Consider the following 14,376-nt stretch of genomic DNA (forward strand, 5'->3'; position numbering starts at 1 on the left):
GTTTCTCAATTAGAGTTTATGAAAGTTTTTTTATTCTTTCTAAGGCTTCTGCCAGTTTGGCATCTTTGCAACAGAGGGAGATGCGGATATATCTTGCTCCGTTACTACCGAAAATAAATCCCGGTGTGATAAACACTCTCGCTTCATGGAGTACTTTCTCTGTTAGTTCTTCCACATCTTTGCAGGAAGCAGGGATTTTTCCCCATAGGAACATACCTACTTGCTTTTCATCGTAGGTGCAGTCTAGTGCTTTCATTATTTCACCTGCCAGATGGCGACGATTATGGTAATTTTTATTATTACCTTCATACCAACTTTCTTCTGCTTGCAGAGCAGTTGCCGCTGCCAGTTGCATGGCACGGAACATTCCACTGTCGATATTACTTTTTACTTTCAATATCCATTGTATAAATTCTGCATTTGAAGCAATCATTCCGATACGCCAGCCCGGCATATTATGACTTTTACTCATGGAGTTGAATTCAATGCAACATTCCTTTGCTCCCGGTATACTAAGAATACTGATTGGATGATCGTTCAGGATAAAACTGTATGGGTTATCATTAACAATTACTATATTCTTACGACGTGCAAAATCTACCAAGCGTTCATACAATTCCGGAGTTGCATTGGCACCTGTCGGCATATTGGGATAGTTTGTCCACATTAATTTTACCCGGCTGAGGTCCATCTTTTCCATAGCTTCAAAATCCGGCATCCAGCCATCTTCTTCTTTCAGATCGTAATTAATCACTTCTGCACCAAGAATTTTACTTAAAGAAGTGTAAGTTGGATATCCCGGATTGGGAACTAAAACTTGTTCTCCCGGATTGACGAAGGCTAATGTGACATGAAGAATACCCTCTTTTGAACCGATAAGTGGTTGTATCTCGGTATTCGGGTTGAGTCCCACTCCATACCAACGTTGATACCAATCGGAAAAAGCTTTACGAAGTTCGGGGATTCCCACATATGGCTGATAACCGTGACCGTTTGGGTCGTGAGCGTTATTGCACAATGTTTCGATGGTCTTTTCAGAAGGTGGCATATCGGGGCTCCCAATTCCCAAACTAATTACATCTTTGCCTTCTGCATTCATTTGTGCTACTTCTTTTAGCTTCTTTGAGAAGTAGTACTCGCTGACACTGCTCAGTCTATCGGCTGGAGTTATCTTATATGTTTGATTTTCCTTCTGCATATTCGCCTAATAATTTAAGTTCTTTGGTTAATGGAGTGATTGCTGTTATAGATTGTTTATATCTTAGATAATCATTGAAAGCTACATCTACATAAAACTGATATTCCCACTCTCGCCCGATGATCGGCAACGATTGTATCTTAGTTAAGTTGATATTATAGAACGATAAAATTGATAACACTTGTGATAGGCTTCCTTCTGTATGTGGAAGTGTAAATACCATACTTGCCTTATTAGTAGCCTTGGTATGATGTTGGCGAAGTTCATCTACCTGCCAAGGGTCAGCTACAACCAAAAAGCGAGTGAAGTTGTGTTTGTTAGTCTCGATACCTTCTTGCAAAACCTTCATTCCATAACGTTCTGCTGCTGTTTTGGAGCAGATAGCTGCGTGCCCTTTCAGGTTTTCTTTCTTGATAATTTCTGCACTCCGCGCAGTATCTTCACCTTCTACCACTTTTAGCTGTGGATGTTGGTTCAGAAACTCACGGCATTGCATCAATGCAATAGGGTGGGAATTTACTTCAGTCAGATCACTCCAGTCTTCATCCGGAAGACAGACGAAACTATGCGAAATACGCAATTTGTATTCACCGATAATCTGTGTCCCGCTTTGTCTCAACAACTCATTGTTGTGTAGCAGACTTCCTGCAATTGTGTTTTCAATGGCAAGCATCCCGATGACTTGACTGTCTTTTCGAATCGATGTGAACACGTCTTCGAAGTTAGCACAACAGATTAACTCTATTTCTTCTCCTTCGAAATACTTGTGTGCGGCGATGTCGTGATACGAGCCGATTGTTCCTTGAATTGCTATCTTTTTCATTATTCTAAATTTCTATAAATAAAAAAATCCCGCGTCCATATCGGAGCGGGATTCATATGATTGATTTCTTCATTTAGTCCTTAAGCATCACTGTCACTTGATACATACAAACTCCCGCTCTACTTTGCTGCTAAAGTAAAAGTAAAAAAAGAAGTAATATGCATAAGTAAATGATCTCATTTCAAATCGTTATTTTTGCTTTGAATTTTTAAATCTTGGGGCAAAAGTAATAATTTTCTGTTAGATGCAAATAAAAAACGATATTTTTTTTAGTTTTTCATTTGATTTAGATGAAAATATTACTCTATGTAACAAAAATATTTCAATTTTGATTACTTGTTCTTTTAATTTTAGAAGATTCCGGGTAAAGTTTTCGGTTTTGCTTCTAAGTTTTTGAACTCTCCGTTTAGATTTGTTCCATTCTTTGGATTTAGTTCCAGTGACTTTTTCATATCTTCAACAGAACCTTCTTTGTCTCCGTTTAGCAATTTGGCACGTCCACGTTCCTTATAAGCTTCCCCAAAGTTCGGATTCAGTTCGATTGCTTCATCAAACAAACAGATTGCTTCTGACAGTTTTTTCTGGTTGATAAAAAGTTGTCCGAGATAGAGATAAGCTTGTTCGTTGAAAGGATTTATCTCTGTAACTAATTTATAGTCAGCTTCCGCTTCCTCTTCTTGTCGATTGGATTCTTTTACTTTACCACGTAGGAGGATAGCAGTCTCTTCTTCCTGATTCTGTGCCAATACAGCATCGATATCTTCCATTGCCTCCTTATATTGGTTCATTTTTACTAATGCGTCCGCACGCATCAAACGTGCTTCAATGAAATCAGCTTTTAAGGTGATAGCTTTGGTAAGATGGGCAATGGTCATAATATCGTCATCTTGCCCTTTGCGAGCTTTTCCTAAAAGGAAATGTGCAACAGCATTTCTCTCTTCAATAGCAATAGCTTTGTTAGCAACCTCTTCCATTGCTTTATAGTTTTCCTGAACATAATATACATTAGCCAATGTCAGGAAAGTATTTGTTATTTGGGGTTCTATTACAGTCATTTTTTCCAATAACGTTTGTGCTTTTTCAGTTTCCCCCACTTGGATATAAAGCTGGCTAAGATAACCCATTGTTTCGAAATCTTGTTCGATAGCAAGAGCTTCGGTAAAGCATTTTATTGCGTAATCGGGACGTCCCATACGCTGTGCACGCAGACCGTCATATTTGAATATCTCAAAATTCTTTTGGTTGTTCTTTTGTTTTTCACTTTCCGGTGTTTCTGTCTTCCCTGAGAAGAAAGATTTAAAAAAGTTTGACATGATTCTATTGTTTTTGAGTTTATCTGCAAATGTAATAACTTATTTTGAAATATAAATCATTCCATCCTCTATCTTCAATATTCCTTCTTCTAATAAATAATGAATAACTTCTCCCGTTTGTTCTTTCTCTGCTTCTATCTGATTGGCTATATCCGCAGGAGTAAGTTTCTTTTCATTGAGTAAGTAGAGTATCTGTTTTTTTAGTTCTTCAAAAGATGTTTCAGATAGATTGTTGTTTGCATGATGACTAAGACAAACGTCACATTGCCCGCAGTTATGTTCATTTTTCTCTCCGAAGTACCGAAGTAGCATTCGGCTTCGACAAATGTTTTTTGTGGTGACATATTCTTCCATTGCCTTAATACGTGCCTCATACCGTACTTTGCGATCTTCATATACAGAAGCGGGAATGTGTATATTATGTATTTCCACCCGTTCGCGCGTATATATAATATAAGGTGTTTTTTTATGAGGTATATAATCCACGATACGACGTTTAGTCAAAGTTACCAATATATTGTAGATCTGTTGGCGCGTCAGTCCGGTACGCACAGCAAGTGATTCTTCACTGATATAGGCATAGTCGGTGAATAAACCGGTATATGAACGGAGAATTGCCTGGATCAATGCTTCGGCTTCCGTTCCCATTTCATGCAGTTTATAAAGTTCATCGCGGCGAATGGTAAAGAGAATACGGGAGGAATTATCTTGTTCGTCCGTATATTCCAGATAACCTGCTTGCGTGAGTATTTTTAAAGCACTATCTACCGGAACCGGGAAGTACTTGAACTTTCGGCAAAACTCTTCCAGATTAAACTCGCGGACACATTGAAAACCATCAGCCATTGCCATCTGGTAATAGTATTGCAGATGCTCGTATACACTTAAGATATATTCTTTTTCCGGAAATGTGTCGGTTATCCTTTTATGCAGTGTGGTCTTGTCGGATTTAGCATACAGAATGACAGCATAGGCTTTTTCTCCATCTCTTCCCGCACGTCCGGCTTCCTGAAAATAAGCTTCCGGTGAGTCGGGAAGGTCAAGGTGGATAACAATTCGTACATCCGGTTTATCGATACCCATACCAAAAGCGTTTGTAGCTACCATGACGCGTACTTCACCGTTTTGCCAGCGTTTTTGTCTGATATCTTTTACTGCATTATTCAATCCTGCATGGTAGAAGTCGGCTGTAATATTTTCGTTCATAAGCAGTTCTGTCACTTCTTTCGTGCGACGTCTGTTGCGTACGTAAATGATTGAACTACCTGCTATTCGTCGTAGAATATGTAATAGTTCCCCCATTTTATTATCTGTTTTACGAACAATATAAGCCAAATTCTTTCGTTCAAAACTCATACGAAAGACATTCTCTTTCCGAAAATTCAACCGGGATTGAATATCTTTTACTACTTCGGGAGTTGCGGTAGCGGTTAAAGCCAATACCGGGATGCCGGGCAGTAAATCCCGTATCTCCGCTATTTTAAGATAAGCCGGACGGAAGTCGTATCCCCATTGCGAGATACAGTGACTTTCGTCCACTGTGATCATGGAGATTTTCATCGAACGTAGTTTGGTACGGAATATTTCCGTATCCAGACGTTCCGGTGATATATATAAGAATTTGTAATTACCAAAAATGCAGTTTTCTAAGGCAGTGAGAATCTCTTGCCTGGTCATTCCGGAGTAGATAGCCAATGCTTTGATACCTCGTTTCCGAAGATTCTGTACCTGGTCTTTCATCAAGGCAATTAGCGGAGTGATAACAATACAAAGTCCCTCTTGAGCGAGAGCAGGTACTTGAAATGTGATGGATTTTCCGCCCCCGGTAGGCATTAATCCCAGCGTATCCTTTCTTTCGCCGATACTGGTAATGATCTCCTCCTGCAAATCGCGGAAGGAGTCATATCCCCAATATTGTTTTAATATCTCCTGATACTTATTCAATCGGCATTATATCTTCAATTTGAAGCTGAACTTCACCGCGCTTATGCGTATTTTCTTCAATGGAGTAACAGATGTCGAATGAACGTTTCGTTTTGATATACCGAACGTGTGAACTTTGTCCGAAGGCAATTCCATTCATTACGTTATTCGATTTATTATCCACTAGTTCCAGTTTGATATGCTCTTGATCTCGTCCAACTACTTTACTGGTTCCGTAATCATATACATGATGCGTGCAGAATATAGGTTTTGTATTATCCGGTCCAAACGGATTAAACTTCTTTAAATCATTAAAGAATTTAGGAGTTATATCCTTGAAGTCAATTTCGGCATCAATATCAATCACAGCTCTGGTTTGTTCCGGTAAAATATGCTTTGAAACGAAATCTTCAAATCGCTGTGTGAATGCTTTTACATTCTCTACCTTCATAGACAATCCGGCAGCATAAGTATGTCCTCCAAAGTTTTCTAAAAGATCGCGGCAGTATTCAATTGCTTTATAAACATCAAAACCGGATACAGAACGTGCCGAACCTGTTGCCATGTCATCTGTACGTGTCAGTACGACTGCCGGGCGATAATAGATTTCCGTCAGACGGGAAGCTACGATACCGATTACTCCTTTATGCCATTCTTCATTAAACAAGACAATAGATCGGCGGTCTACCAGACCCTCTAAGTTGGCTACAATTTGATTAGCTTCTTCTGTCATGCTTTTGTCGAGATCCTTCCGGGTTTCGTTGTACTGGTTGATCTGCCCTGCTTTTTCGAGAGCAACTGAAAAGTCTTTTTCAGTCAGCAGATCTACTGCTTCCTTTCCATTCTGAATTCTTCCTGAAGCATTGATGCGCGGACCTATTTTGAATACGATATCACTGACAGTAATTTCTCGTTCAGAGAGTCCACAGACGTCAATAATGGCTTTCATTCCGATACTTGGATTACTGTTTAACTGCTTCAAACCATGAAAAGCTAAAATCCGGTTTTCTCCCATAATCGGTACGATGTCCGAAGCGATACTTACAGCAACTAAATCAAGTAATGGAATCAGAAGGTGAAATTCAATTCCATTATTAATAGCAAACGCTTGCATAAATTTAAAACCGACGCCACATCCGGAAAGGTGTGTGTAGGGATAAGTATTATCCAGACGTTTGGCATTCAGAATTGCTACTGCAGGAGGTAGAATGTCATCCGGTACATGGTGGTCACAGATAATGAAATCGATACCTTTTTCTTTGGCATACGAAATCTCTTCCACTGCTTTTATTCCGCAATCGAGTACAATAATTAAACCTACACCGGACTCTGCGGCATAGTCTACACCTTTTTTAGAAATGCCATACCCTTCGTTATAGCGGTCAGGTATGTAATAGTCAATGTTCGAATAGAACTGTTGAATGAACTTGTAGACAAGTGCCACAGCCGTAGTGCCATCTACATCATAATCTCCATAAATCAAAATACGCTCTTTCTTTCCCATCGCCCTGTTCAGACGCTCCACTGCAATGTCCATATCCTTCATCAGGAATGGGTCATACAGATCGGGCAATTGCGGGCGGAAAAACTTTCTAGCCTCTGAAGCTTTTGTTATTCCCCGCTGCACCAATAATTGTCCAAGTATCGGGCTAATCCCTAACTCTTGGGTCAATGTCTGGCTTATCTCTGCCTGTTCGGGTGTAATGGGTTGATAATTCCATTTGTGATTCATTTTATATATTGTTTTTTCTTTTTCTTTTCTCAAGGGTCAGAAAGGCACTTCTTTCCAACAAGGGGTAAAAGTACAAAAAAAAGCGGAAGCTTATAGTAAGATGTTGCGAAAATATTTCTGAGAGATATGAAAGTTCAGATTAGAATAGGCTCGTATAAGCATTAAACAAAGATCCATTTTGGCTATTTGGCAAATTACATATCTTTTATCTGTGTATAGCTTTCCTTTTTCATATGGTTTTATAATAACACAATTAAAAAATGATGAATACACATTCTATGAATTGCTTAAAACTAATTTGAATTATGCGTGAGTACGAATAAGGTTTAAAGACACAACTATTTAAAAACAAAAGTTCCAGAAGTGGTTCATTACTTTTTAGGTTTTTATTTTATAAAGAAGATATTTCTTTTTTATTCATTTTCTACTCTGTTTTATTATTTCTCACACAAATATGAAATATTAACATACAAAATATTTGGAATTGAATTAAATAAATGTTATTTTTGTAGAATCTTAGATCGTTTGCCTTCTCTTATTGTCGTAGACATAGAGAATACCTACAAAAAGAAATCTGATTAGCCTATTATATATTTTCTATCTAATACATAAAAAAATGAAAAAAGAATTCTTGTTTTTAGCTATGAGTGCATTTGTTGCATTCTCTTGTGGTGACGACGACGATCCAACTTCAAATGAAGTAACTGGTATTTCTGTTACCCCATCTACTGCAATTATCTATCAGGAGCAGGCTACATTACCAACTTTAAGTGCTACTATTACTCCGGAGAACGCAGATGATCCAACCATCACTTGGTCTTCTAACAATAAGGCTTATCTGACTGTAAACAACAAAGGAGTCTTGACTTTGGCGAAAGACATAGATACGGATGCAACAGTTACTATTACTGCTACCTCAGCCAATGGTAAGACTGGTACTTGTGCAGTTCAACTAAAAGCTTGTCTTGAAGGTGGATACAAAGTAATTGATGCTACTACTGAAGTTGGTTTACTGATTCTTGATCGTAATATTGGTGCCACAGAAGCATATAATAACAACCCTTCTGAGCCTAATGCTGCGGCTGTTGGTAACTACTACCAGTTTGGTAATAATACACCAGTTGCCAAAAATGGTGATACAAGCGTGAATTCAAGTTTCAACAATACTTGGAACGCTGTTGGAGAAGACTATAAAGATTGGACTATTGTTGGAAAAACTCCTTGTCCTACAGGATGGAGAATACCGACTCAGGCAGAAACTAAAAAGATAGCAGATGCTACTTTCTGGGATTGGGATTTCGTAGATATGGGTATGATGACTGAAGAAGAACTTGAAGCTGCGAAAGCATTGCAAGAAAAAATATTGGTTGCGCGCGGTGGACTATGGAAAATTAACGAGGGATCAGTTGTAAAATATTTACCTAAAGCTGCTTATTTTTGGAGTTGTGAAATCAATAGTACTATTACTGATGAAATGAAGGTAGCTTATGCTTATGCAGATAATAATTTTGCAACATTAGATAAAAAACAGCCGGTTGTTAATGCCATGCCAATACGTTGTGTGAAGTCTGAATAAGTAGTTATTTATTTCTATAAAGAGCACTACGCTACTACATCTTTTTGATGCGTTTCATATACCAACCGAATGAGGGCATATCCTCCCTTGTTCGGTTGTTGTTTCTTTCTAATCTTTCCAAAGAATATGTTCAGCATTGAATAAAATACACTTTATGATTCATCATCTACGGGTTATTCCCATATTAATCATTATCCTTCTTTTATCCACCCCCAATGCTTATGCGCAGAAGAAAACGCAAAAGGTCAATTACAAAGGACAGATATTGGATATCAGAACGAAAGAGGCATTGCCTGGAGCAGTTATCAGTTTGCCTCAATATAGCATATTTGCCACTACTGATTTAGATGGTTTCTTCCTCCTTCGTGATGTGCCGGTAGGAAAGACTACTATAAATATTCGTTACGTGGGTATGTTGCCTATCACGGAAGAGCTTATTGTGGCAGACCAACAGGGTAAAGTCAAGAAGTACGAGATGTATGAAGAAAACTTTTCATTGAAAGAGGTTACTGTGGTGGCTACTAACAACAAAACGGGTGCTGCTACTTCTTCCTCCATTTCACGTTCAGCCATTGATCACTTGCAAGCTACCAGCTTGGGCGATATCTTAGAACTGCTGCCCGGTCATCTTGCTTCTAATCCGACACTAAACTCGCCATCACGAGCTACACTCAGACAAATCCAAAATGATCCTTTGAATAGTATGGGTACCTCTATCGTATTTAATGGCGCTCCCCTTTCAAACAATGCTAATCTCCAGATTGGGAATACTGCTAAAGAAGGTACACTGAATACTGGTTTCACCTCTTCTGCAGGTACAGGACTGGATTTGCGTGAAATATCTGTGGATAATATAGAGTCTGTGGATGTTATACGAGGGATTCCTTCCGTAGAATATGGCGATATGACTTCGGGTGTAATCATTGTCAATCCGAAAGCCGGTGTGTACCCTTTTCAGGTGAAGATGAAAATTAATCCTACCCTGACACAAGCATCCATTGGTAAAGGATTCAAAATAGGCAAAAAAGGAGGTAATCTAAGCGTAGATTTCGACTATGCCAAGTCTTTAAGTGACGAACGTCGTCCCTATCAAGGTTTCCAGAGGTTTACTTCCAATCTGCTATACAGCAAAACCTTTGGAGAGAATTTTTATACTACTACTGGTTTTGGTTTCTATTCCGATTTGGATGCAACCAAGTTGGATCCTTCGGATGCCCGATACCAACGTGAACGTCGTGCTGAAAATTTAGGCTTTAAGTTTAATACCAATATCATCTGGAACCAGACTAGCGATTTCTTTAAATTCATCAAACTGAATGTGTCTGCCAACTATGCCCGGCAAAAAGGTTATAACCAGGAAATTCAGGGAAACTTTGGTTATATGGTAACATCTGCTATGCAAGATGGTACAATTACTTCCAACCGGAAAGAAGATATTTTTGATGCAAATGGTCAGCAAATCACCAATGCCAGTAAGCTGGACCCTACTTCACTAACTAACATACTTCCCTATGAGTTTTTAACAAAGATGACTACATATGGCAACCCACTGAATGTTTTCACGAAACTGTCTGCCAACTTCTATAAAGAAATAGGTAGTGTTAAGAATAGAATTGTGGCAGGTACTGACTGGAAAATGGATGTTAATTTTGGAAAAGGTAAAGTCTTTGATCCTTTGATGCCTCCATCAAGTGGTTTAAGAATGAGACCTTATAGTGATATTCCTGCATTAAATCAATTGTCTGTTTATGTAGAAGATAACGTTACAGCAGAAATTGCGGGTCGTGATTTTATGTTGCAATTGGGTGTGAGAGCAGATGCGATTCAACCCGGACACAAAGAAAACAGGACAATAATTTCCCCTCGATTCAATGTCTCTTATGAAATAATTCCGGAAATAATGACTTTGAAGGGTGGCTGGGGGATTACAGCCAAGGCTCCTCCATTGATGTTTCTATATCCGGACAAGGCTTATTTTGATTACGTGAATTACGACAATTTAGGTGCAACAGGGGTTGTGGATGACCAAAAGCTTAGTGTCATTACGACTAAAGTATATGATACAGTCAGCCAGAAACTAAAAATTGCTAAGAATACGAAGAGCGAGATCGGTGCGGATTTTCGTTTTGGACAAACAAGCCTTTCCGTAACCGGTTATAATGAAGTACTTAAAAATGGATATACCTTTGGGCGGACCCTTGATACATTTCATCAATTTGAATTAGTAAAATATAAAACTTTGAGCAATCGTCCCGGAACCTATCCTGAAATAGTTACTGATAAGACCTCTAATGTTATTCTGGGATACAACACTCCGATGAACGACAAAGTGAATAAGAATCAGGGTATTGAGTTTGATTTCAGTTCGGGGCAGATTGCTGCCCTTCGTACCCAGTTTGTATTCAATGGAGCCTGGATGCGTAGTCGTAGCTATTCCACAGCTTATTCTTTCTATCAAAAAAATCCTGATGCCGACGGAAACTACAAGGATATAGGTATTTATGAAGCCGGTGATGGTACTGAATATAAACGTTTCTCCACCAATCTGCGCATCATTCACAATATACCTAAGATCAGTTTTTTGATATCCTTGTCCATACAAACCATTTGGCATGATTCGCAAAGCTATTTGGGAATAGAAAATAAGACACCTATCGGATATATATCAGCCAAAGACCTTTCTATGCATATGCTTCAACCGGGTGATGCAATTAACCCCGACTGGCAGAAACAAATACTGGAGAATCGTGAAATCGTTGATAGATATTCACCATTGTGGCTGTTCAATTTACGCTTGACCAAAGAATTAAAGCGTTTTGGCGGTTTTGCATTCTTTGTCAATAATCTATTTATGTATACTCCTTTAGAAGAAAGCAGACGATCTCCGGGTACTTATAAGACCCGTAACCCGGAGCAATTCTTCGGCGCGGAAGTCTGGCTGAAATTTTAATCCTATAATGCTAACTAACAAATGTCAAATATGAAAGAATATATAAACAGGCTTCTTTTTCTTTGTCTGACTGTACTGATGTGCACAGCTTGCAAAGAAGACACAGCAAGCGAATCTCCTTATGTGAAAACTTTTGAGATCCATTTATCTTATGGCATTTTCGGTACAGAGACTCCTTATTCTCAGCCTCTTATTGTAACACTAACTAATAATAGTGAACAAATAAGCTATACAAAACAAACCGATAAATGGGGTAAACTGACATTAGAAAAGCTTTTGCCCGGTGAATATACCATCAATGCAACCGGTGCTTTATCAGCCGACGAAGTAGCACAAATAACCGGTGAGGAAGAAGCGAAAGCAGCCAATTTGGTGGCTTTCCTGTCGAACGTGAATCTCAGAATGAATGAAGTCCCGCAACTAAATGACCTGAAGCTGGTATCCTCTTTGTCAAGTACGCTGATATTTAAAGAATTGTATTATTGTGGATCGCGTACACCGTCTTCGGGAACTTACCGGAATGATGGCTTTTACTCCATCTATAATAATTCCACTCAGCCGGTTCTTCTGAACAATCTTTATATCGGTAATGTAGAACATTATGGAACTATGAACTCTCCGGGACCATTATGGCCCAATGAGGAACAAGGTAATTATCGGAATGTATATATCCGTACACTGTGGAAAGTCGTAGCAAGTGATGAGGCTGTTATGTTGAATGGTGGTGAAAGTATTGTGGTTGCAGTGATGGCTGCGCCTCACAATAAAGACGGACAATTCAATCTGAATTCTCCGGTAGACTTATCTAAAGCTGATTATGAAGCTTATAGCAATGATCCTGCTAATAAATATACTGACTATGATGCTACCAATATGCGATTAATTTTCTGGCCGGATTATGGTTACTTATGGCGTATTAGCGTCTTTGGTCAAGGGATGGTGCTTGTTTCTGCCTCTAGCGATGAAGTTGAAAGTCTTGAGACTGTTACTTTGCCGGAAACCTTTCAGGATCCTTTTGAAGATGAAGAGTATTGGCTATGTAAGAAAGTACCATTGAAGTATGTTATTGATGCGGTAGACTTGATTCAAAATGCCACATCTACCAATACTAAACGCTTTCCTCCTACATTGGACAGCGGATATGCCACTACAGACGGTGTTTATACGGGCCGTAGTGTGATAAGAAAAGTGAAGAGTGTAGAGAATGGAGTTACCATCTATCAAGATACGAATAACTCAACAGATGACTTTGAAATTAACGAAGTTCCTTTATCCAAATAAGTGCGTCATGAAGAATATAAAATATAATCTACTAATAGGCTTGTTGCTGTTGGGCTCTGCCGGGATTTCTGCCCAGACGGAAGACAACAAAGGGGAAAGTATAGCTAAATTGGACTTATATCAACGTGAAGAATTTGCGCTCGACCGTTCGGACGCCTCAGCTTTGGCGTTGGGACAATGGAAAAGTTATTCTAATATCTACGTAGGCATTAATTATAAAGATGGGACTTTTCATCGTCCGCAACAATCCTCTTCAGCCACAGATTACCTGTTTTCCGCTGAGGGTGCACTTAAAATGGGTGAGTACAGAATAGCCGGCGGTTTTGCTCTTGAGCAAAGTTACAATAAAAACGTCCGGTTCAATTCTATTATCGACCCTTATAGAGGTACACCTTATATTTTAGCCGACAGTACAGGGGGGAATTGGCAAAAACAATCATATGCTTTGTGGGCCAAAGGAGCATCACCATTTTTTTATGATCTTATCTCAATAGGGCTGGATTTGCAGTTGAACGTTGATCGCGGATCAAAAAAAATAGATCCAAGACCTCAATCCAATGTGAATAGCATTTCAGTAGCTCCCTCTGTCACATTGAAACAAAATGATTTCTCTTTGGGAGCTTATGTACGTTATCGCAGATTTCGCGAGAACTCAAACATAATCTTGTATAACACCAGCGAACCTCAGAAAATCTATATGCTGAAAGGAATGGGACAGTATGTGTATGACATATTCAGTAATAATGAACGTGAACGTAAGTATCAAGGTGACGGTTTGGGGTATGGTTTGACCTTCGGGGTGAATAAGGAACATACTTCTATGGATATATATGTAGATTATGCTAACTATACAGAAGATGCGATGGATATAGAAAGCAATAAGCCACGTGAACGGGGGCGCCTTTATGAAACGCAATATACAGCCGGCACACATATAAACATCTATAGTGAAAGAGCTAAACATTTAATTGGTGCTTCTTATTTCTGGCAAGAGAGATCCGGACGCGAAATTATCCAGATATTTAACTCTTCTCCAATAGTGAATGCCTGGCAGACAGACTCCGAAGCTCCTCGCCGGTCGGTAAATAAGCAGACGGCTGCGAAGGGTTCTTATTCATTATTCTTATTTGGAAATAATCGCTCGAAAGAGAAAGATGATTATTTATGGAGATTTGACCTGGAAGCAAGATATGAGACTTATTCGGATACCTACAAAGTGATGGATTCTTATTTGAAATATGCCTCCTGCCATATGGAAGCGGGTGCGACACATAATATTGCTCTGAAAGGAAACAACTCACTTCTTATACATGTGAATGGTGGTTATCATTCACCTTCGGACAAGTCTTTCAACTATACAGAGCGGGAAACAACTGATCAGACCATTGCCCGGGGATTAATATATCCGGATCGGGATATCTTGTGGAGTAGCTATTATACACTAGGCGGAGATGTGACGTTCAGCCACCAACTTACCAAGTCAGGTACGCTTTATCTAAGAGTCGGATATCAAAGTTTACAAGCCCAGCACCATTTACAGAGAAATAATGTATGGGCTCGTTTTGGCTATATTTTCTAAT

At 39.1% G+C, this 14,376-nt stretch carries 9 protein-coding genes; 4 read left to right on the forward strand and 5 right to left on the reverse strand.

From position 1 onward, the window contains the following. Positions 1-16: 16 nt before the first annotated feature. The 5 genes from PHO71_RS03920 to recJ form a co-directional block, all read right to left on the reverse strand. Positions 17-1,198 carry an aminotransferase class I/II-fold pyridoxal phosphate-dependent enzyme gene (locus PHO71_RS03920; RefSeq protein ID WP_300199217.1) on the reverse strand — a complete coding sequence of 394 codons (1,182 nt, stop codon included), beginning with the start codon at positions 1,196-1,198 and terminating at the stop codon, positions 17-19. Continuing rightward, positions 1,173-2,021: a prephenate dehydratase gene (locus PHO71_RS03925; protein WP_300199220.1), complete on the reverse strand. Its 849-nt coding sequence runs from the start codon at positions 2,019-2,021 to the stop codon at positions 1,173-1,175. The genes PHO71_RS03920 and PHO71_RS03925 overlap by 26 nt, the downstream gene beginning before the upstream one ends. A gap of 350 nt (positions 2,022-2,371) precedes the next feature. Next, complete coding sequence (locus PHO71_RS03930) at positions 2,372-3,334, reverse strand: tetratricopeptide repeat protein (RefSeq protein ID WP_300199223.1); 963 nt, start codon at positions 3,332-3,334, stop codon at positions 2,372-2,374. Positions 3,335-3,373: 39 nt separating this feature from the next. Further along, positions 3,374-5,278 carry an ATP-dependent DNA helicase RecQ gene (locus PHO71_RS03935; protein ID WP_300199226.1) on the reverse strand — a complete coding sequence of 635 codons (1,905 nt, stop codon included), beginning with the start codon at positions 5,276-5,278 and terminating at the stop codon, positions 3,374-3,376. Further along, on the reverse strand, positions 5,271-6,989 hold the full coding sequence (gene recJ / locus PHO71_RS03940; RefSeq protein ID WP_300199229.1) for a single-stranded-DNA-specific exonuclease RecJ: 1,719 nt from the start codon (positions 6,987-6,989) through the stop codon (positions 5,271-5,273). Before recJ ends, PHO71_RS03935 begins: the two co-directional genes overlap by 8 nt. A 616-nt stretch (positions 6,990-7,605) precedes the next feature. Between recJ and PHO71_RS03945 the strand changes: the two genes are divergently transcribed. The 4 genes from PHO71_RS03945 (at position 7,606) to PHO71_RS03960 (ending at position 14,375) form a co-directional block, all read left to right on the forward strand. After that, on the forward strand, positions 7,606-8,565 hold the full coding sequence (locus PHO71_RS03945) for an FISUMP domain-containing protein (RefSeq protein ID WP_300199231.1): 960 nt from the start codon (positions 7,606-7,608) through the stop codon (positions 8,563-8,565). A 154-nt stretch (positions 8,566-8,719) separates the two neighbouring features. Further along, positions 8,720-11,515 (forward strand): TonB-dependent receptor, encoded by a 2,796-nt coding sequence (locus tag PHO71_RS03950; protein ID WP_300199234.1) that lies wholly within the window; start codon positions 8,720-8,722, stop codon positions 11,513-11,515. 30 nt (positions 11,516-11,545) lie between these two features. Next, on the forward strand, positions 11,546-12,796 hold the full coding sequence (locus tag PHO71_RS03955) for a DUF4876 domain-containing protein (protein WP_300199237.1): 1,251 nt from the start codon (positions 11,546-11,548) through the stop codon (positions 12,794-12,796). A gap of 7 nt (positions 12,797-12,803) precedes the next feature. Further along, positions 12,804-14,375, forward strand: a complete 1,572-nt coding sequence (locus PHO71_RS03960; RefSeq protein WP_300199240.1) for a DUF6850 family outer membrane beta-barrel protein — start codon at positions 12,804-12,806, stop codon at positions 14,373-14,375. The last annotated feature ends 1 nt before the right edge of the window (position 14,376 follow it).

Origin of the sequence: Bacteroides sp. (genome assembly GCF_028690125.1) — a bacterium.
Lineage (GTDB): Bacteria > Bacteroidota > Bacteroidia > Bacteroidales > Bacteroidaceae > Bacteroides.

Bases quoted from the DNA above. Each gene is read 5' to 3' on its own strand.
- PHO71_RS03920 (WP_300199217.1), bottom strand. From the start codon at position 1,198: ATGCAGAAGGAAAATCAAACATATAAGATAACTCCAGCCGATAGACTG.
- PHO71_RS03925 (WP_300199220.1), bottom strand. From the start codon at position 2,021: ATGAAAAAGATAGCAATTCAAGGAACAATCGGCTCGTATCACGACATC.
- PHO71_RS03930 (WP_300199223.1), bottom strand. From the start codon at position 3,334: ATGTCAAACTTTTTTAAATCTTTCTTCTCAGGGAAGACAGAAACACCG.
- recJ (WP_300199229.1), bottom strand. From the start codon at position 6,989: ATGAATCACAAATGGAATTATCAACCCATTACACCCGAACAGGCAGAG.
- PHO71_RS03945 (WP_300199231.1), top strand. From the start codon at position 7,606: ATGAAAAAAGAATTCTTGTTTTTAGCTATGAGTGCATTTGTTGCATTC.
- PHO71_RS03950 (WP_300199234.1), top strand. From the start codon at position 8,720: ATGATTCATCATCTACGGGTTATTCCCATATTAATCATTATCCTTCTT.
- PHO71_RS03955 (WP_300199237.1), top strand. From the start codon at position 11,546: ATGAAAGAATATATAAACAGGCTTCTTTTTCTTTGTCTGACTGTACTG.
- PHO71_RS03960 (WP_300199240.1), top strand. From the start codon at position 12,804: ATGAAGAATATAAAATATAATCTACTAATAGGCTTGTTGCTGTTGGGC.